Raw genomic sequence first — 18,064 nt, forward strand, 5'->3', positions numbered from 1 at the left:
TGCAACATGGCGCGCGTGCCTTCCACAAATGGGAATTCCCTTTATGAAACGTTTTCTTAGCATCGCCATGGCGTTGTGCATCGGCCTGACGATGAGCCTCGACGCCAACGCCAAGCGCTTTGGTGGCGGCAAGAGCTCCGGCGCTGCGCCGACTCACCAGACCAGCCAAATGGCTCCTTCTTCTGCTGCCGGTGGCGCTGCTGCCACTGCCGGCGCGGCCGGTGCCGCTGGCGCCGCTGCCAAAGCCGGCGGTGCGTCGCGCTGGCTCGGCCCTCTGGCCGGTATCGCTGCCGGTGGCCTGCTGGCCTCCATGTTCATGGGCGGCGGCTTCCAGGGGATGCAGATCTTCGACATCCTGATCATGGCGGTCATCGCCTTCCTGGTCTTCCGCTTCATCGCCGCTCGTCGCCGCAAGCAGCAGGAGCACCTGGCCCCGGCCGGCGCGCCAATGCAGCGTGAAGCGTTCGAGCAGAAGCCTGCTGGCATGGGTTCGATCTTCGGCGGTGCAGCAGCGCCGGTTGCCGCACGTCCGGTGATCAATGCGCCAGCCTGGTTCAATGAAAACAACTTCATTGAAGCAGCTCGCAACCACTTCCAGTCCCTGCAGCAGCACTGGGACGCTAACGAAATGGACAAGATCGCCGAGTTCGTGACCCCGCAACTGCTGGAGTTCCTCAAGCGCGAGCGCGCTGATCTGGGCGACAGCTTCCAGTCCACCTACATTGATAACCTCAATGTGCAACTGGACGGCGTGGATGACCGTGCGGACAAAACCATCGCCACCCTGACCTTCAGCGGTCTGTCGAAGACCTCGCGCTTCGACCAGGGCGAAGTGTTCAGCGAAAGCTGGAACATGGAACGTCCACAAGGCGAGAACCAGCCTTGGCTGGTAGCCGGTATCCGCCAGAACGGCTGATCACCCGCTGCTTTAAAAATGCTGTAATAAAAACCCCAGCCCCGGCTGGGGTTTTCTATTTCGCGGTTGCATCTATAGCAAGCTACTGTATAAACCGCCCCAACCAAACCGCGCCAACAGCAAGAGGATCCCGGACGTGGAAGAAATCATCGAACAACTGCGTGAAGCCAACGAACCGGTACCAGTCCCCTTGGAACTGCCTGACGAAGACATGCTGGTAGAGATCGAAGAGCAACTGTTCATCGACATTCCATTCGTCTTCAGAGAATTTTTGCTGACCGTCAGCGACGTGGTCTACGGCAGCCTGGAGCCGGTGACGGTTACCGACCCGCAGTCCCACACCTACCTGCCGGACGTGGCGGCCAATGCCTGGGATGCGGGCGTCGATCGCAGCCTGATCCCGATCTGCCAGGACGGCGACGACTACTACTGCGTCGAAGAAGACGGCACCGTGGTGCTTTGGCAAGCCGAAGAAGAGCTGATTGCCGAAGAAACCTGGGAATCGGTATGGCACTGGGCCCGAGACGTCTGGCTGGAAAGCTGAGCCTCGCAGTATTCTGCAGCCATCAGCCCGCGCAGCGGCCCGCTGGCTGCAGGTTCAATCAATGGCCTGACGATTCCTTGTGATTGTCCAGAGTCTCCAGCAGGGCCACCTGCATCCGCGTGTGAACGCGAATGAACCAGCGCCACAATACGGCAGCCACAGCGGCCGCCACTACGACGATCAACACCAGCAGCTTGTTGGTTGGCAAAATACTCGCCGACAAGGCCGCCAGCAGCAGGAAAATCACCAGCAGCGACAGGATCGGAATCACTTCAGCGATCACCCGTCGTACCCGCTGCGTATGACGCCCCGCCATCTCCGGCTTGACGCCCATTTCCGCCAGCAGCATCGACAGCGCCTTGAGCTTGCGGTAGGCAGCGATCAGAAATGGCAGCGAAAGGATCAACGCCCCACCCCAAATCAACGCCTTCTGCCAGCTCGGATCACTGATCCAGTCCTGCAGGTAGGCAGACATGCGCTCGGCGAAAAATGCCCCCGAGAAGAAAATCGCAATCACCAGCGCCAGGTTGACGCCGACCTGCAACAGAATCCGCCGGATCATCGACGCCAGCAGCGCACCCTCGCCTTGGGGCTGGATGCTGCGCAACCATTCGCCATACATGCCCAATACCCGGCCCAGTCGCTGAGGCATCACCGCTGCCAGCTTGATCGACAGGGGGTCCGCCGCGCGGATCAGATACGGCGTCAGCAGCGTGGTGATGACCGACACGGCAACGGCCACCGGATACAGAAAATTACTGGTCACCTGCAACGTCATGCCCAGCGCTGCGATGATGAAGGAGAACTCGCCAATCTGCGAAAGCCCCATGCCAACCCGCAGTGAAGTGCGTCCGTCATTGCCTGCGATAAACGCGCCCAAGCCGCAGGACAGCATCTTGCCCAGCACCACCGCAACAGTGATCACCGCGATGGGCCAGGCATATTGCAGCAGGATCATCGGATCGAGCATCAACCCGATGGCGACAAAGAATATTGCGCTGAACAAATCACGCACCGGTTCAATCAGGCGCTCAATCTTCAGCAGTTGCCGCGATTCCGCCATGATCGCGCCAATCAGGAACGCTCCCAGCACCATGCTGTACTCGAGCTTGACCACCAGCAGGCAGAAGCCGAAGCAAAGCCCCAGCACGGTGATCAAGAGCATTTCGTTGCTTTCGAATTTGGCCACGTAAGCCAGCAGGCGCGGCACCAGCAGAATGCCGATCACCAACGCGACAATCATGAACAGCGACAGCTTGCCGACCGTAGAAAAGACTTCCCCGGAGCTCACGGTACCGCTCACCGCGATGCTCGACAGCAAGGCGATAATCCCGATGCCGAGGATGTCCTCGACGATCAACACGCCAAAGATCAACTGTGCAAAGCGCTCGTTCTTCATCTTCAAGTCGTTCAGCGCCTTGACGATGATAGTGGTCGAGGAAATCGCCAGGATCGCGCCAAGGAACAGCGAATCCATGGTGTTCCAGTCGAACCAGCGGCCGATTTCATAGCCGATCCAGATCATCAGCACGATTTCCAGGAACGCTGCGATAAACGCTGTGGCGCCCACCTTGAACAGCTTGCGCAGGCTGAACTCCAGGCCCAGGCAGAACATCAGGAAGATCACACCGAGTTCGGCCAGGGTCTTGATGGTTTCTTCATCGTGGATAAGGCCGAACGGCGGGGTGTGCGGGCCAATGATGAAGCCGGCAACGATGTAGCCCAGGACCACAGGTTGTTTAAGCCTGTGGAACAACACCGTGACCACCCCGGCGACCAACATGATCACTGCCAGATCCTGGATAAAACTGATCGCATGCATGGTGTGGGGCTCCTTGGGGTCGACTTTTGGAGCGTAACACCGCGACTTCCGCCAGAAAGGCGGTGCAATATATGGAAACAGATCGGCCAGGGCGTGACGGCAGCCACCCGCCCGGCGTCCCGATAACTGTTGGTTTGAAAAAAGCTGACAAGGCACCCGCAGAGGTGCGCCCCCAATAACCTGCCTTGAACCGTGAGCACTCTATGGAACCCGGAAACGCCCAACTGTCGATGACGGTATTGATGACCCCCGACATGGCCAACTTCTCTGGCAATGTTCACGGCGGCACTCTGCTCAAGTACCTCGACGAAGTCGCGTATGCCTGCGCCAGCCGTTATGCCGGCCGCTATGTGGTGACCTTGTCGGTGGACCAGGTGATCTTTCGCGAACCCATTCACGTCGGCGAGCTGGTGACCTTCCTGGCCTCGGTGAACTACACCGGCAACACGTCGATGGAAGTCGGGATCAAGGTCGTAACCGAGAACATTCGTGAACGCTCGGTGCGGCATACCAACAGCTGTTTCTTCACCATGGTGGCGGTAGATGACGACCGCAAGCCGGCCTCCGTTCCACCGCTGCAACCACAGAACAGCGAAGACAAACGCCGATATGTGCAGGCCCAGCAACGCCGGCAGATTCGTCAGGAGCTGGAAAAGCGTTATCAGGAGATCAAGGGCGACGCCTGAGGTCTGGTTCCGGCCTTAGAAAGCTTTCGCGGGCAAGCGCGCTCCCACAGAGATTGTCAGTGGACACAATATTTGTGCACCCGGCAGATTTCTAGTGGGAGCGGGCTTGCGCGCGAATGGGTTCAACGCAAAATCAGAGGCTGATCGCAGTCGCCTCAAACCGCACCCGCGGATGCGCAATGCGGTCCTGAGCACGTACCAATTCCAACTCATAGCTGGCACACGCCTGGGTCTCCAGCAGCACCTCATGCACCGCCGACGCCGCGAATTCGAACGCCGCCACAAGACTGTCCCCCAACAGCACTCGTGCCAGGAACAACCCTGAAGTCAGGTCGCCCACGCCCACCGGCTGCCGCGGGAACGCTAACAGCGGACGGCGCAAATGCCAGCTGTTCTCGGCTGTGACCAGCAGCATCTCGAACACATCCGCCGATTTCCCGGGGTAGTCCAGGTGCTTGACCAACACTGCCTTGGGGCCACGGGCCAGCAGTGCTCGCGCCATTGCCAGGCAGTCGAACAGCGATTGCGGGCGGCGCCCTGAAAAGCTGTCCAGCTCCAACTGGTTCGGGCACATGAAGTCGGCCACGGCTGCCGCTTCTTCCAGAAGGAAATCGCTGACCTCCTGCGGCACACTGCAGCCCTTCTCCGGGTGACCCATCACCGGGTCGCACAGGTATAACGCCTTGGGATTCATCGACTTGATCCGCGCCACACCGGTCAGGATCGCCCGTCCCTGGGCCGCACTGCCCAGGTACCCGGAGAGCACCGCATCACAATTGCCCAGCTCACCGATCGCCGCGATGCCTTCCACCAACGCCGGAATCTGCTGCGGCGACAAGACTTCCCCGGCCCATTGGCCGTACTGGGTGTGGTTGGAGAACTGCACAGTGTTAAGCGGCCATACGTTTACCCCGACCCGCTGCATCGGGAAAACCGCGGCGCTATTGCCAGCATGGCCGAATACCACGTGGGACTGGATGGCGAGCAGATGGGGTGTACGTTTCATGCGCTGAGTTTCCGTCAAACGAAATTCGAGCCGCGCAGTATGCGACTAAACGCAGCCTGTACGACAGACCGGGGACACAGTTAAGCTGACACTATCTTGTTGGAGCACCCTGTTGATGCTGACCCTCGGAAATATCTTCGTGCTGATGCTGCTGGCCACCGCTGGCGCGTGGCTATGGCATAACCATGGTTTGCGCGAACGCGCACTTGAGCGGGTCAAGCAGCACTGCGCCAAGCTGGGTATCGAGTTGCTGGACGGCAATGTCGCGCTGAAAAAAATTGGCTTCATGAAGGATGCCAACGACCGCCGGCGCCTGGCCCGTGTGTATAACTTTGAATTCACCGTAACCGGCGAAAGCCGTCATAACGGCACGATCACCCAATTCGGCGTCCACAGCGCGCAGATCGAACTGGCGCCCTACCCGATGCCGTTCGATGAATCACCGGCGGTGGTCGACATCGTCAAACCCCGCGCTGAAGTGATCGAACTGAGCCAATGGCGCCAGGATCACAACAAGTGGAGACCTTAGAGCAGGCAATCAGCCAACGTCTCTTGTAGCGTCACCACATCCCCTGGGGCATCAAAGATCAACTCGATGCGCGAATCCAGGCGCCACTCACTGGGCCGCCATTGCAGCGGCGAGTTATCCAGCGCATTGGCGGACACCCAACCTGCATCGCTGTGAATGACCAGCTTTGCCCGCCGCCACACCATGCCCTCAAGCCATCGACTGACGTGGGCCAATTGGAACGTCTGGCTCGGGTGCCAGCGCCAGCCAACGCTCCAGCTGCCCTGCTGTTCCTGACAGAGACAAATCGGCGTTGCAGGGTCAGTCCATAGTGCCGGCAGCTGTCCCAGCCCCTTGTGCGCGATGAAGTTATCCACAGCCCCCACAGCGCGAGCATGGAGCCCGGGTAGTGCGCTTATCGGTAGTGCTGCCTGCCGGGTCCAGTGCAGTGGGCGCGCTGGCAGGCTGGCGGCGATGCGCTGGCGATCTGCTTCATTAAGCTGTTCCGACTTGTTCAGCAACAACAAGCCGGCGCTGCCTAGCGCCTCCTGTTGCGCCTGTGGCAAGGTTTTGCCAAGGGCTAGTGCCTGGGCATCCAGGACCAGTACACACGGCTGTACAGCCAGTACACCCAGCCAGGGCCCCTCGTTCAGTTGCCTGAGCAATTGCGCCGGATGACCCAACCCGGACGGCTCGATAAACAGCCGATCGGGCCGTGCCTTGCGCAGCAGACGTCCCAGCCCTATCTGAAAAGGCGCACCGTTTACGCAGCACAAACATCCCCCGGCCACTTCACCCAGTGCGATACCATCGGCGTCGCTGGTTAACAGCGCTGCGTCCAGGCCGATCTGGCCGAACTCATTGATCAGCACTGCCCAACGTTCGTTCTGGGGCCGCTGCTCAAGCAAATGCCTGATCAGGCTGGTCTTGCCAGCACCCAAGGGGCCGGCAATGACGTGGGTCGGGATGTTCTGCAACATGATTGACGGATTCTAAGGGGTAGAAGATGCGGTTGACGGGATTGTCGTTGCTCCTGGCGCTGACCTCGGGCGAGGTACTGGCGCAGGCCTGCGTGGTTCACAGTACCGCCGAGCGACTGGATGTGAAAGTGTGCCAGCAGAACCGCAACATACCGGAAAAACTCTTCGCCGATGGTTTTTGCCAGCCCAACCTGCCCGGGCAGAAGGTCGACGTGCAGTATGTGAACGAATGCCCTGCCGGGGCGTTTGGCGTCTGCAGCAACGCCCAGGTCGCCAATATGCCGTACCGGCAGGATATTCACTATTACGGTGTGGTGACCGATCAGGCGTACCTCAAGCCCTATTGCGAGGCACAAAGCCAGGGCAACTGGCTCAAGCCTTGAGCCTCAGGAGACTTCCTCGTACCACGGTCCGAACGGGTCCGTCAGCTGTTGCCAGCCCGACACACCCAATGCCATTTCTGCTTCAGTGAGCAAGCAGTCGTCCAGCTCGCCGGTGAGTTTTGCGAAGTCGATATTCTGGCCGATGAACACCAGCTCCTGGCGGCAATCGCCGGTGTCGACAGCCCAGTTTTTTCGGATTGCAGCGATGCTTTCGTCGTCCTGTGGCCACTGCTCCTGTGGCACAAAACGCCACCAGCGCCCAGCATATCCATGGCGCATCAAGCCGCCCGCCTGAGACCAGCTACCCGCGTCCATGTGCTTGCTGGCGAGCCAGAAAAATCCCTTGGAACGCAGCAATTTGCCATTTTCCCAGGAGCCGTTGATGAAATCGAAAAAACGCCGGGGATGAAAAGGTTTACGCGCCCGATAGGCGGTGGAAGCGATGCCATACTCCTCAGTCTCCGGCAGGTGCTCACCGCGTAGCTCTCGCAGCCAGCCAGGGGCCTGGGCGGCCTTGTCGAAATCGAAACGACCCGTATCCAGGATTCTGCCCAAGGCAACTTCGCCCATGACCATTGGAATGATCTCTGCCTGGGCGTTAAGCCGCGCAAGAATAGCCATTAACTCCAGGCGCTCGCTGCTGCTGATCAGATCGACCTTGCTGATCAGAATGACGTCGGCAAATTCAATCTGCTCGATCAACAAGTCGGTGATGGATCGCTCGTCACCCTCACCCAGGGTTTCACCCCTTGATGCGAGGCTGTCTGCGGCCTGGTAGTCGAGCAGAAAGTTCACCCCATCAACTACCGTGACCATGGTATCGAGCCGCGCCAGATCGGCCAGGCTCTGTCCTTGTTCGTCGCGGAAGGTGAATGTTTCAGCCACCGGCAATGGTTCGGATATTCCCGTCGACTCGATCAGCAGGTAATCGAAACGACCGTCCCTGGCGAGCTTGCTCACCTCCTCCAGAAGATCTTCGCGCAGCGTGCAGCAAATGCAGCCGTTGCTCATTTCCACGAGCTTCTCTTCAGCGCGGTTCAGGCTGACGTCACGCTGAACCTCACTGCCATCAATGTTGATTTCGCTCATGTCATTGACGATCACGGCCACCCGCAGATCTTCGCGATTTCGCAGCACATGGTTGAGCAGCGTGCTTTTGCCCGCGCCTAAAAAGCCAGACAGCACGGTGACGGGTAGACGGTGGGGCATGCGAAATTCCTCGTAGGCATTGCACGCTCTTGTGAGAAAAGGCGTGGTATATTTAATATGTAATAACATAACATATAACATCTACCTCTACGATGGAACTGCCTCATGAACGCGCTGCCGTTGCCGGATATCGCCACCCAGGCCTCCCACCAAACACTGCCGCTGGATTGGGTCGGCATGCGCGGGATTGCCATTCCCATCGTGCTCAACGGCCAGCATTGCTCGGCAAAAGCCGATGCAGGGGTCAGCCTGGACGATGGCGACGCACGTGGCATCCACATGTCACGCCTGTACCTGGCATTAGAATCGCTTGAGCAACAGGAGCTGACGCCTGCGCGCTTGAGCCAGGTACTGCAGTGCTTTCTGCGGACTCACCAGGGGCTATCAAACAGTGCCTACCTCAACATCCACTTTGAGCTGCTGTTAAAAAGACCGGCACTGATCACCCAATTATCCGGCTGGCGGTCATACCCGGTGAGTGTTCAAGCGCGCCTGGAAACTGGAATGTTCCACGTGGAACTAACTGTCGAAGTCATCTACTCGTCGACCTGCCCCTGTTCAGCCGCACTTTCGCGGCAGCTGATCCAGAAGCAATTCATTGATGATTTCGCCAACAGGACTCTGCAGCATGCCGAGGTGCTTGTGTGGTTGGGTGGCGCAAATGGAATTGTTGCGACACCTCACAGCCAGCGCAGCAGCGCACAACTGCAAGCACGGATAATTCCAGATGGGTTGGAGTTACCACTGTTAAAAATAATAGATGTAGCAGAAACGGCGTTAGGCACCGCAGTACAAACAGCGGTTAAGCGCGCCGACGAACAAGCTTTCGCGTTGGCAAATGGACAGAACCTGATGTTCTGCGAAGACGCCGCGCGACGTCTGCACTTTGCCCTCAAACACTGCGATGAAATCGACGGGTTTCAACTACGCGTGGTGCATGCAGAGAGCCTGCATGCCCACGACGCGGTGGCACAGAGCCAATGGAAGCGGGATCAGGCTCGAGGCTTGACCGTACCGCAATCCTGACCCAGCCACACGGCTCGAGTATCGAGGCTACCCTTCTGCTGAATACCGGTGGCGTTGAATGTACCGTTGACCTTGGTAGTGAACTCACGATCGCTGAGGAAAGTGGCCACGCCGGTACCTTGGGCCTTCGGGCAGCTGAACCGGAATTTCCACTGGTTGCCGGTACGCTCGGTGATTTCCTGCTTGCAACCCGACTGAGGATCCGTCAGGGGGATATTGTCGGTCTTTACCTGTTCCGGAGTCAGGCAGGCGCGAATGCCCTTGCCACCCATGGTGATGCCTTGCTTCTCCAGTTGAGCGCGTTGCTCAGGCGTCATCTGGCTCTGGATCTGCCCGAGAATCAGTTGCAGATCCGGGAGGTCCTGGTTGTCGACCTTCATGTTGCTCGAAGTCAATTCCCACAAACCTGGCTGAAGCATCTGCGCCTGAGCGGCCACAGGAAGTGCCAAACCAAATGCCATGGCCAAACCCAGCAGACGAACGTTCATCGTGTAACTCCTGATCAGTAGTGGCCGTTAGACGTCAGCCACAGGCATCGGTTCATGGGCCAATTAATTAGCGACATTCTGCACGGAACATGGTCTGTTAAGCATTGATTATTCAGGAGCAAGGTTGCCCCATGGATTACTTTGGACCGCATATCTTCGGCTACATGATTGCACTGCTCCATACGCTCGGCTCGATCGCGGCCATTCATGCAGTGCTCACCGTAAGGACGGCCCAAGGCTCGATCGCCTGGGCCCTGTCGTTGGTGTTTATCCCATACTTCACCCTCATCCCCTACCTGGTGTTCGGCCGCAGTACGTTTGATGGATATATCAAGGCTCGCCGGCAGGCCAACGAGGAAATGCGCAAAGCGATCTCCGAGCTAAATTGGCGACCCTGGGTAGAGGAAGCGCTGGCCGCGCGCGCATCCAGCGCCTACGCGTCCCTGCGAGCGATGCCTAAACTGGGACGAATGCCGTGCCTGGCGAACAATGAAGTGCGCCTGCTGATCAATGGGAACGCCACCTTCGAAGCTATTTTCGCGGCAATAAGCTCCGCCAGAGAAGCGGTGCTGATCCAGTTTTTTATCATTCACGATGACCGCCTCGGCCAACGTCTGCAAAGCTTGCTGCTGCAAAAAGCCGCCGAAGGGGTGGCGGTTTATCTGTTGTATGACCGCATTGGCAGCCACTCCCTGCCCCACAGTTTTGTCCAGCCGTTGCGCGATGCTGGTGTTGAAGTCAAGGCGTTCGCCACTCGCAGCGGTTGGCTAAATCGCTTTCAGGTGAACTTCCGCAACCATCGAAAAATTGTGGTGGTCGATGGTGTGCTGGGCTTTGTCGGTGGCCACAATGTCGGCGACGAGTACATGGGCGAAAAACCACCGCTGGCACCCTGGCGTGATACCCACGTTGAAGTACGCGGCCCAGTCGTTGCCTGCATGCAGGAATCGTTTGCCGAAGACTGGTTCTGGGCGGCGCGCTCGCTGCCCCCGCTGATACTGCCTGACGTCTATCCGGATGACGGAGTGCTGTGCCAGTTGCTCGCCAGCGGCCCGGCAGATGCCTATGAAACCTGCTCACTGTTTTTCGTTGAGGCGATCCACGCAGCCACGCAGCGGGTCTGGATCACCAGCCCGTATTTCATTCCTGACGAAGCTGTTTTCGCCGCCCTGCGTCTGGCTGTGTTGCGCGGAGTGGACGTGCGCCTGCTGTTGCCATCGCGCCCGGACCACCGCATCGTCTATGCCGCGTCCAGCCTTTACGCTTTCGAAGCGGTCCGGGCCGGTGTTCGGGTGTTCCGCTACGAGCCTGGTTTTCTGCACCAGAAGGTGGTGCTGATAGATAGCGAGATCAGCGCGATCGGCAGCGCGAACCTCGACAACCGTTCGTTCCGGTTGAATTTCGAAGTGATGCTGCTGACAGTCGACAGTGCTTTCGCCGGGGAGGTGGAGCAGATGCTGAACGCCGATTTCGCCCTGGCCCATGAAATAGCCAAGGAGGAAAGCCGGGAGACCCATCGCCTGCAACAGATCGGCATGCGGATAGCCCGGCTTATTTCGCCAATTCTTTAAGGCGTATAGATGTCGTCGCGGGTCCATGGCAGTTCATGGCTGCCATCGGGATGGGCTTTGACGGCAAGTATCTGGTGCAGGTTGATCCAGCCCCTGGCAAATGCGTAGGCACAGCCGGCCAGATACAGCCGCCAGATCCGCAAAGCCTGCTCTGGTACCTCCTTCGCGGCGGCCTCCAGATTGTCTTCCAGGCGCTCGCTCCAGTGGTCCAGCGTGCGCGCATAGTGCAGGCGCAAGCTCTCGACGTCGACGATTTCAAGGCCCACTTCACTGATCTCGGCCGAGATCATGGACAGGTGCGGCAACTCGCCATTGGGAAACACGTACTTGCCAATGAAGTCACCGGCACCGCGTCCAACCGGACGCCCATCGGTATGTTTAGCGGTAATGCCATGGTTCATCACCAGGCCGCCCTCTTTTACCGCGCCAAAAAGCGTCTTGCAGTACTCCGGGAGATTAGCGTGCCCGACGTGCTCGAACATACCGACACTGACCACCTTATCGAAGCGACCATCCTGAGGCAGGTCGCGGTAGTCGAGCAGTTGCAGTTCTACCAGGTCGTCCAGCCCCTCGGCGGTGACTCGCTCCCTGGCCAGCGCCAGTTGTTCCTTGCTCAGCGTGATTCCGAAAACTTTCGCGCCGAATTCACGCGCGGCATACCGCGCAAGCCCGCCCCAGCCGCAACCCACGTCGAGTAAATACTCACCTGATTGCAGTCGCAGCTTGCGGCAAAGGTGACGAAATTTTGCTTGTTGTGCCTGCTCCAGGGATTCACTGCCGGTCTCGAAATAGGCGCAGGAGTACGCCATGTCACTGTCGAGCCAGAGCTGGTAGAAGGCGTTGGAAAGATCGTAGTGATAAGAAATGGCCTTGGCGTCGGTTTCCTTGTCATGCACGGTGCGCACAAATTGACCGGCATCGTCCTCATCAATCAAGGCCTGGCTCCATTGATCGCAGACGCGAATGACGTCGGTAATTGAACCTTCCAGCTCAAGTTTGCCTTCGACATACGCTGCTCCCAACGCATCCAGACTCGGATGGGTGAACTGGGAAACCATCTGTGGGTCCTTGACCACAATCGTGACACTAGGCGCCGGCCCCAGATTGAATTCATGGCCATCCCAAAGTCTCAAGCGAAGCGGTAACTGCAGATTCTGTAAGGCCGGTGGAATACGCGCGAGCATGGAGAATCCCCCTTGTTTCAGACGTCTGATGAGAGGTTAGACCATCCTGAAAAAATAGCTGGCTATCGATTTAACGGGCTTTCCAGGGATCTTCCGGTTAAAAAAACACCAGAACCTGCACCCTCCTCCCAGATGACTCCCGAAAACTGCTGGAGTTCTGAAAATTATAATTGCTCTAACGAGGGCGCATGAGACATATTATGTTCATAATATTAACCCCGGACTACTTTTAACTTCCGATGGCCTTCCATCCAGGAGAACAGCATGAGCACCTACGACATCGTGATACTGGGCGGCGGCCCTGGCGGCTACAACGCAGCAATCCGGGCCGGCCAATTGGGCCTGAAGGCCGCCTGCGTCGAAGGTCGCACCACGCTGGGAGGCACCTGCCTGAACGTTGGTTGCATGCCGTCCAAAGCGTTGTTGCATGCCTCGGAGCTCTACGAAGCGGCCAGCGGGGCGGAATTTGCCAACCTGGGCATCGAGGTCAAACCGGTGCTGAACCTGGCGCAGATGATGAAGCAGAAAGACGAAAGCGTTAGCGGCCTGACCAAAGGCATCGAGTTCCTGTTTCGCAAGAACAAGGTCGACTGGATCAAGGGTTGGGGCCGCATCGATGGCCCGGGCAAAGTCACGGTAACCGACAGTGAAGGCGGCAAGACCGAGCTCGGCGCCAAGGACATCATCATCGCCACCGGCAGCGAACCCATGCCCCTTCCCGGCGTCAGCATCGACAATCAACGAATCCTCGACTCCACTGGCGCGCTGTCACTGGCTGAAGTGCCCAAGCATCTGGTGGTGATCGGCGCTGGGGTAATAGGTCTGGAATTGGGTTCGGTGTGGCGGCGCCTGGGAGCGCAAGTCACGGTAGTGGAATTTCTCGACCGCATCTGTCCAGGCGTTGATGCAGAGGCAGGTAAAACACTGCAGCGTTCGTTGAGCAAACAGGGGATCAGCTTCAAGTTGAGCTCTAAAGTCACCAGCGCTACCTCGTCCGCAACCGGAGTGCAGCTAAGCGTTGAGCCCGCTGCGGGAGGTACCGCCGAGCTGCTGGAGGCCGACTACGTCTTGGTGTCAATCGGCCGTCGGCCTTACACCGAGGGCCTGGGGCTGGAAAACGTGGGCCTGACGACGGACAAGCGGGGGATGCTCGCCAACAAAAGGCATCGCACCGAAGCCGCTGGAGTCTGGGTGATTGGCGACGTGACTTCCGGGCCGATGCTGGCGCATAAAGCCGAAGACGAAGCCATGGCCTGCGTGGAACAAATCGCGGGTAAAGCGGGCGAGGTCAATTACGACCTGATCCCCAACGTGATCTACACCCGACCGGAACTGGCCAGCGTCGGCAAGACCGAAGAGCAGCTCAAGGCTGAAGGTCGGGGGTATAAGGTCGGGAAGTTTCCCTTTACCGCCAACAGTCGCGCGAAGATCAACCATGAAACCGAAGGTTTCGCGAAAGTACTGGCTGATGAGCGCACCGACGAAATTCTGGGCGTGCACCTCGTGGGCCCCAGTGTCAGCGAGATGATCGGCGAATATTGCGTGGCCATGGAGTTCAGCGCTTCAGCCGAAGACATTGCACTGACCTGCCATCCCCACCCTACCCGCTCCGAGGCGCTGCGTCAGGCGGCGATGAATGTGGAGGGGATGGCAACGCAGATGTAGCCCATGCTAGAGCGGCAGGTGCTCCAGGGGCAACGCGCCTGGAGCCTTTACGGTGTTGATGGCAAAGTTGCTGCGAATGTCACTCACGCCGGGCAGTTTCAACAGCTGGCCCGTGAGGAACCGGTCGTAGCCGCGCAAGTCCGGTACTACCACCTGCAGCAGAAAATCCGATTCGCCCGATACCAGGAATGCCGAAATCACCTCCGGCAATGCCGTCACGGCCAGGCGAAACGCCTCGGCCTGTTCGTCGTTATGGCGTTCCACCTTGACCCCGACAAATACCGTCAGCCCCAAGCCTACCTCGTCACGGTCCAGATTGGCCTGATAACCCCTGATCACTCCGGCCTCCTCCAGCATCCGTACCCGACGCAAGCACGGCGAGGCGGATAATCCGATCTCGTCGGCCAGTTGCACGTTGCTCAGGCGACCATCCCGTTGCAGGGCGGCAAGGATCTTGCGGTCGTAGGCGTCGAGCTTCATAAGTTGGCAGATCCCAATGGTTGATAGGCAATAAACCAGTAGATTGTGCCACACACATGTTTCTACGCAGTGACCGGCGCCGCATTGGGCCGTTGGTTGCAACACAGCCCTTCGGCCCAGCGCTTGCAGCAATGGCTGTTCGGCAGCCTGCTGATCGGTTTTGCGATACGTCTAACGTTCCTCCAGCAGGCTTGATCAGGTCTGCTTGCGTCGCTTGTGCCGGTTGATCAGCAGCAGCGCAAAGGCGGTAAATGCCACCACTGCGCCCAGTTGCAGCCACGTTTTATACGGCCGCAAGACGTTACGGACCGGGCTGATGGCCTGCGTCACGTAACGTCGGTCGGCCTTCCCAAAATCCGGGGACGGGCAGCGCTCACCGAAGTGAACAGCCCAATCGACATACGGCCCTTCGTTGACGTACCGCCGATAAAATACCTGTTTCTGCTCCGGATCAGCGTTCCAGCCAGTTGCCGCACACAAAACAGCGGCAAATGCCTGGCTGGTATGCGGCAAGTTATCGGCGGCCCGAGTGGCAAGGTCGTTGGCGAGATAGCGGTAGTGATAACGCAGGTCTGGCTGTGCAGCGCTGGCTTGCTGACGGCTGAACTCTTCCTGTGCCAACAGTGGCCCCACTTTCAATTCGGTGCTTTGAAGGCTGTAGTTGCCTTCGAAAGTCGCGTAGTCGGGGGACATCTCATAGCCCAGTAACTCCATGCCGAAGTGACGGCTCAAGTCGGCTGCATGGAAGTACGCAAATGCCCTTTTGGTCGGCCACCATTTTGATTCTGCATCGTGGCGTAGCTCGCCGTACCACTTCGCCAGGCTGAACAACCGGGGGTTATCGAAGTAAACCGGCGCTTCGTTGTAGCGTCCTTCGCGCAGCAACCGGCGGCCGAGCAGGTTGCGTAGTTTGGCCGCGACCGTTAGCGGGGCTGCGACCTGGTCGCTACCCTCTGCTTCTTTTTGGGCCGCATAGGCCTCAACATCCTGCAGGCTAAAGGGCGTTGGCACCTGCACGTTGGTGTCGACGTAATGCTTGAGCTCATCGACAGTCAGCACGCGCTCGGCCACGGTCGCCGCGTCCAACCAGTAGATGTCCTGGCTGCGGTAGAGTTGATCAAACGCTTGCAGGTAATCTCCACGCTGCAGCGCCAGAATTGCACTCTCACCCTCGACCCGACATTTGGGTTGCAGCGACTCGTAATCAAAATCCGGGGTCCTGCGCTCACCCCATGATTCGTTCTGCGGGAAGGCCTGAGCAGCTTTGGCATAGGCTGCGGTTGCCGCGACCTTGTCGCCACCGCGCAGCGCCAGCTTCGCCCGTAGCCACCAAGCCAGGCCGCCGTCCCCGGCGTGCTCAAGAAAGGCTTTCGCGCTGGCGTAATCACCTTGTTGATAATTGACCGCCGCCAGCCGATCCGCGTTTTCCAGGGTCCCGCGCGTGCTGTTTTGAAGCAGCTTGATCAGCTTCAGTTCGTTCGGCGGTTGTTCCCCGAATGACCAGCCCAGTCGGCTGATCAAGGAAGCTGTCACCAGTTGCTGCACTGGCTTTCCCTGGAGTAATTGCGCCAAAGACGTTTCGGGCATCGCGGCCAATTCAGCCACCAGTTGCTTCAAGGAGCTGTAGCCCACTGGCGATCCGTGCCGGTTCTGCGTGGCATACAGCTCAATGGCGCGGTTCCAGTCACCTGCGGCGCGAACCACACGGGCTTCTTCGCCGAGGCTGGCGACTCCCAACTCCAAGGGGTCACTGAAGCCGTCAATGCTCAGTTGACGGGTCTGCTCGAAAGCAAGCTGGGACTGGGCCAACAGGCTTGGCACTGTATCCACTTGCGAGTTCATGGCGAACAATGCCCGTCCCAAGGAATAGGCGGCCCAGGTGCTGCGTAGCGAGCGCTGATCTGCCGGCAGTGCCAATACTTTGTGAAAGTACTCGGCAGCCAGCGCGTAGTCAGCTGCATTGAAGGCCGCCGCGCCCGCCAGGTAGAACATGAGTTCGGGCGGCAGTGCTTTGCCGTCGACTTCAACTTGGCGCGCGTCGGCCACACTGCGCAGTTGCTTCACCAGAGCCTGTTGCTCCACAGACAAACCGACCTGCTCTGCCAGATCCCGCGGGCTGGGTTGGCCCGCTTCTTCGCCGTAACTGTAATCTTGATTGCCAGTAGCGGGTGCGATGTTCTTCAGCCCGGCAATCGAGCCGCCAAGGCGACTGACCTCGAAGTTGAAGTTGCCCTCCGGCAGCTCCGACAGAGTCTGCCCCCGGTTGTCCAACAGCCGCATGGGGAAGTCCGGGCCGCAGGCCAGCACTGACCCCAGTGGCAGGCTGAGGGTCAGGCATAGCAGATGATGGGGCCACTTACGGATCAACATGTGACGCTCCTTGATCAATTTTTTTGCAGCGTGCCCAACCAATAGCACGCTGCCCCTGTGCCGCTACTCGGCCCTCTCGTAGACGGCTGAAGGTCAGGCTGTTTGAAGTCTGCTGCATTGAATAACCGGCCAGCGCATCCGCACCTTCACAACCGCTAGCCGCCAGCGTCACCTGTTCAGGCCATGGGCTGTCTAGATTGCCTGAGTTGATGATGCTGATATCGAACAAGCCTTGATGCTCTGAAAGTTGCAACGTCACCTGGCTTCGGAGCGCCTCACCGCGTGCTACAGCGCGCAGCATGGTCAGGCTCCAGGCCCGGCGATCATTCGCCAGCGGTAATCTGAACCAGATTAGACCTGCGAGGTGCTCCGGGGGATTATCCCGCAGTTCCAGGCCAAGCTTGCGAAGTTGCTGGGGATCGGCCATCAACTCCTGGCGATCACCGTCGCGCTCAAGGGGCACTTCGCTTTCTACGACCGGCGCTCCATTACTCGCCGGCAACAACGCGACGCCATATGCCGGCAGCGCCAGGTAAAACGGTTTCGAAGTTTTGCGTGACCAAGCCTCGGTCCATTTTCTTGTTTGTTCCACGTGGAACAAACCTGTTCTTGGATCGCTGACTGCGTGCACTTGCAACACGCTGCTATCGACGGAGGATAAAAGCGCCGGCAACTCTGGGCTGTTCAGCCAAGCGGGTAATGCAGTGATACTCAGCGCCATGGATGCCGGTAGCACCTGGCGCAATTCGCTCAGCAGATTTCGATAGACCGGCAGTCGAGCAACACCGGCATCGTGGTCAATTTCCACCCCGGCCAATGTCAAGCCCTGCCCTTGCCAGTCACTGATCAACTGTTGGACCTGCGCAATGACTTCATGCGAATCCAGGGACTTCAACTGACCATCAAGCCGGATTACCGCGATCAGCGGGCGACCATCTTGTCGTAACAGATGGGCGTCAACTTGCGCCCGACTCCAGCCGGCGTGAGGAAATGACTGTAGAGCTAGTACCCGCAGCGTAGAGAAATCAGCCCGGCTGTCACGCAAGGCGTGTTGATGAGCAGGCATCCACTGGCGTTGCCAGATGTAGAGCTGCTGATCGAGCGCAGGCGCCTCGGGTTGCCCGCAGCCGGCGAGCATCAACAGCGGGAAAAGCAGTGCGCACCGTCGGATCGACAACCCCATGAACATCCATCCTTTCCAACACAGGGTTGCAGGGTACACAGAA

General features: G+C 58.7%; 17 protein-coding genes and 1 pseudogene. 9 read left to right on the plus strand and 9 right to left on the minus strand.

Going from position 1 to position 18,064, the window contains the following annotated elements:
* Window positions 1–43: 43 nt before the first annotated feature.
* Together EQV97_RS11590 and EQV97_RS11595 are read left to right on the plus strand one after the other, a co-directional pair.
* Complete coding sequence (locus EQV97_RS11590) at window positions 44–916, plus strand: TIM44-like domain-containing protein (RefSeq protein ID WP_240888952.1); 873 nt, start codon at window positions 44–46, stop codon at window positions 914–916.
* A 136-nt stretch (window positions 917–1,052) separates the two neighbouring features.
* Window positions 1,053–1,460 (plus strand): SMI1/KNR4 family protein, encoded by a 408-nt coding sequence (locus EQV97_RS11595; protein WP_034149364.1) that lies wholly within the window; start codon window positions 1,053–1,055, stop codon window positions 1,458–1,460.
* 58 nt (window positions 1,461–1,518) lie between these two features.
* Here EQV97_RS11595 and EQV97_RS11600 read toward each other — a convergent pair whose 3' ends face one another.
* Entirely contained in the window at window positions 1,519–3,282 is a 1,764-nt protein-coding gene (locus tag EQV97_RS11600; RefSeq protein WP_122840951.1) for a cation:proton antiporter, read from the minus strand.
* Window positions 3,283–3,485: 203 nt separating this feature from the next.
* Between EQV97_RS11600 and EQV97_RS11605 the strand changes: the two genes are divergently transcribed.
* The gene (locus EQV97_RS11605) at window positions 3,486–3,968 is read left to right on the plus strand and encodes an acyl-CoA thioesterase (RefSeq protein ID WP_045060843.1); all 483 of its coding nucleotides are present in this window, start codon (window positions 3,486–3,488) and stop codon (window positions 3,966–3,968) included.
* Window positions 3,969–4,101: 133 nt separating this feature from the next.
* Here the strand turns inward: EQV97_RS11605 and pdxY are convergent, their stop codons facing one another.
* Window positions 4,102–4,974 carry a pyridoxal kinase PdxY gene (gene pdxY, locus EQV97_RS11610; RefSeq protein ID WP_122840950.1) on the minus strand — a complete coding sequence of 291 codons (873 nt, stop codon included), beginning with the start codon at window positions 4,972–4,974 and terminating at the stop codon, window positions 4,102–4,104.
* A 115-nt stretch (window positions 4,975–5,089) separates the two neighbouring features.
* Between pdxY and EQV97_RS11615 the strand changes: the two genes are divergently transcribed.
* On the plus strand, window positions 5,090–5,503 hold the full coding sequence (locus EQV97_RS11615; protein ID WP_240888953.1) for a DUF3301 domain-containing protein: 414 nt from the start codon (window positions 5,090–5,092) through the stop codon (window positions 5,501–5,503).
* Here the strand turns inward: EQV97_RS11615 and EQV97_RS11620 are convergent.
* Window positions 5,500–6,462: a CobW-like GTP-binding protein gene (locus EQV97_RS11620; protein ID WP_240888954.1), complete on the minus strand. Its 963-nt coding sequence runs from the start codon at window positions 6,460–6,462 to the stop codon at window positions 5,500–5,502. The two genes, EQV97_RS11615 and EQV97_RS11620, sit on opposite strands and share 4 nt — an antisense overlap.
* Window positions 6,463–6,488: 26 nt before the next feature.
* On the opposite strand from EQV97_RS11620, the gene EQV97_RS11625 reads away from it, so the two are divergent.
* Window positions 6,489–6,845 carry an NADH:ubiquinone oxidoreductase gene (locus EQV97_RS11625; RefSeq protein WP_122840947.1) on the plus strand — a complete coding sequence of 119 codons (357 nt, stop codon included), beginning with the start codon at window positions 6,489–6,491 and terminating at the stop codon, window positions 6,843–6,845.
* A gap of 3 nt (window positions 6,846–6,848) precedes the next feature.
* On the opposite strand, the gene zigA is transcribed toward EQV97_RS11625, so the two are convergent.
* On the minus strand, window positions 6,849–8,054 hold the full coding sequence (gene zigA / locus EQV97_RS11630; protein ID WP_240888955.1) for a zinc metallochaperone GTPase ZigA: 1,206 nt from the start codon (window positions 8,052–8,054) through the stop codon (window positions 6,849–6,851).
* 105 nt (window positions 8,055–8,159) lie between these two features.
* On the opposite strand from zigA, the gene folE2 reads away from it, so the two are divergent.
* Window positions 8,160–9,080, plus strand: coding sequence for a GTP cyclohydrolase FolE2 (gene folE2, locus EQV97_RS11635; protein WP_240888956.1), 921 nt, complete (start codon window positions 8,160–8,162; stop codon window positions 9,078–9,080).
* On the opposite strand, the gene EQV97_RS11640 is transcribed toward folE2, so the two are convergent.
* The gene (locus EQV97_RS11640; protein ID WP_045060850.1) at window positions 9,047–9,568 is read right to left on the minus strand and encodes a DUF3617 domain-containing protein; all 522 of its coding nucleotides are present in this window, start codon (window positions 9,566–9,568) and stop codon (window positions 9,047–9,049) included. The two genes, folE2 and EQV97_RS11640, sit on opposite strands and share 34 nt — an antisense overlap.
* A gap of 131 nt (window positions 9,569–9,699) precedes the next feature.
* Here EQV97_RS11640 and cls point away from each other — a divergent pair, with 131 nt between their 5' ends.
* Window positions 9,700–11,139 carry a cardiolipin synthase gene (gene cls / locus EQV97_RS11645; protein WP_122840943.1) on the plus strand — a complete coding sequence of 480 codons (1,440 nt, stop codon included), beginning with the start codon at window positions 9,700–9,702 and terminating at the stop codon, window positions 11,137–11,139.
* On the opposite strand, the gene cfaB is transcribed toward cls, so the two are convergent.
* Window positions 11,136–12,323 (minus strand): C17 cyclopropane fatty acid synthase CfaB, encoded by a 1,188-nt coding sequence (gene cfaB / locus EQV97_RS11650; protein ID WP_240888957.1) that lies wholly within the window; start codon window positions 12,321–12,323, stop codon window positions 11,136–11,138. The two genes, cls and cfaB, sit on opposite strands and share 4 nt — an antisense overlap.
* A 264-nt stretch (window positions 12,324–12,587) precedes the next feature.
* Between cfaB and lpdA the strand changes: the two genes are divergently transcribed.
* Window positions 12,588–13,988 carry a dihydrolipoyl dehydrogenase gene (gene lpdA, locus EQV97_RS11655; protein WP_240888958.1) on the plus strand — a complete coding sequence of 467 codons (1,401 nt, stop codon included), beginning with the start codon at window positions 12,588–12,590 and terminating at the stop codon, window positions 13,986–13,988.
* A 6-nt stretch (window positions 13,989–13,994) separates the two neighbouring features.
* Here lpdA and EQV97_RS11660 read toward each other — a convergent pair whose 3' ends face one another.
* The gene (locus EQV97_RS11660) at window positions 13,995–14,468 is read right to left on the minus strand and encodes an Lrp/AsnC family transcriptional regulator (protein ID WP_045060854.1); all 474 of its coding nucleotides are present in this window, start codon (window positions 14,466–14,468) and stop codon (window positions 13,995–13,997) included.
* A 63-nt stretch (window positions 14,469–14,531) separates the two neighbouring features.
* Here EQV97_RS11660 and EQV97_RS11665 point away from each other — a divergent pair.
* Window positions 14,532–14,663: pseudogene (locus EQV97_RS11665) on the plus strand (LysE family translocator); the annotation flags it as partial.
* Here the strand turns inward: EQV97_RS11665 and EQV97_RS11670 are convergent.
* Together EQV97_RS11670 and EQV97_RS11675 are read right to left on the minus strand one after the other, a co-directional pair.
* Window positions 14,664–16,838, minus strand: coding sequence for a hypothetical protein (locus EQV97_RS11670; RefSeq protein WP_240888959.1), 2,175 nt, complete (start codon window positions 16,836–16,838; stop codon window positions 14,664–14,666). It lies immediately after the preceding pseudogene.
* Window positions 16,825–18,021, minus strand: a complete 1,197-nt coding sequence (locus EQV97_RS11675; protein ID WP_240888960.1) for a DUF3142 domain-containing protein — start codon at window positions 18,019–18,021, stop codon at window positions 16,825–16,827. Before EQV97_RS11675 ends, EQV97_RS11670 begins: the two co-directional genes overlap by 14 nt.
* Window positions 18,022–18,064 lie beyond the last annotated feature (43 nt).

The organism is Pseudomonas sp. TMW22090 (assembly GCF_022496665.1).
GTDB classification, from domain to species: Bacteria; Pseudomonadota; Gammaproteobacteria; order Pseudomonadales; family Pseudomonadaceae; genus Aquipseudomonas; species Aquipseudomonas gregormendelii.

Bases quoted from the DNA above. Each gene is read 5' to 3' on its own strand.
- folE2 (WP_240888956.1), top strand. From the start codon at position 8,160: ATGAACGCGCTGCCGTTGCCGGATATCGCCACCCAGGCCTCCCACCAA.
- EQV97_RS11620 (WP_240888954.1), bottom strand. From the start codon at position 6,462: ATGTTGCAGAACATCCCGACCCACGTCATTGCCGGCCCCTTGGGTGCT.
- EQV97_RS11660 (WP_045060854.1), bottom strand. From the start codon at position 14,468: ATGAAGCTCGACGCCTACGACCGCAAGATCCTTGCCGCCCTGCAACGG.
- zigA (WP_240888955.1), bottom strand. From the start codon at position 8,054: ATGCCCCACCGTCTACCCGTCACCGTGCTGTCTGGCTTTTTAGGCGCG.
- EQV97_RS11670 (WP_240888959.1), bottom strand. From the start codon at position 16,838: ATGTTGATCCGTAAGTGGCCCCATCATCTGCTATGCCTGACCCTCAGC.
- EQV97_RS11640 (WP_045060850.1), bottom strand. From the start codon at position 9,568: ATGAACGTTCGTCTGCTGGGTTTGGCCATGGCATTTGGTTTGGCACTT.
- EQV97_RS11675 (WP_240888960.1), bottom strand. From the start codon at position 18,021: ATGGGGTTGTCGATCCGACGGTGCGCACTGCTTTTCCCGCTGTTGATG.
- lpdA (WP_240888958.1), top strand. From the start codon at position 12,588: ATGAGCACCTACGACATCGTGATACTGGGCGGCGGCCCTGGCGGCTAC.
- EQV97_RS11590 (WP_240888952.1), top strand. From the start codon at position 44: ATGAAACGTTTTCTTAGCATCGCCATGGCGTTGTGCATCGGCCTGACG.
- cfaB (WP_240888957.1), bottom strand. From the start codon at position 12,323: ATGCTCGCGCGTATTCCACCGGCCTTACAGAATCTGCAGTTACCGCTT.
- pdxY (WP_122840950.1), bottom strand. From the start codon at position 4,974: ATGAAACGTACACCCCATCTGCTCGCCATCCAGTCCCACGTGGTATTC.
- EQV97_RS11600 (WP_122840951.1), bottom strand. From the start codon at position 3,282: ATGCATGCGATCAGTTTTATCCAGGATCTGGCAGTGATCATGTTGGTC.
- EQV97_RS11615 (WP_240888953.1), top strand. From the start codon at position 5,090: ATGCTGACCCTCGGAAATATCTTCGTGCTGATGCTGCTGGCCACCGCT.
- EQV97_RS11625 (WP_122840947.1), top strand. From the start codon at position 6,489: ATGCGGTTGACGGGATTGTCGTTGCTCCTGGCGCTGACCTCGGGCGAG.
- EQV97_RS11605 (WP_045060843.1), top strand. From the start codon at position 3,486: ATGGAACCCGGAAACGCCCAACTGTCGATGACGGTATTGATGACCCCC.
- cls (WP_122840943.1), top strand. From the start codon at position 9,700: ATGGATTACTTTGGACCGCATATCTTCGGCTACATGATTGCACTGCTC.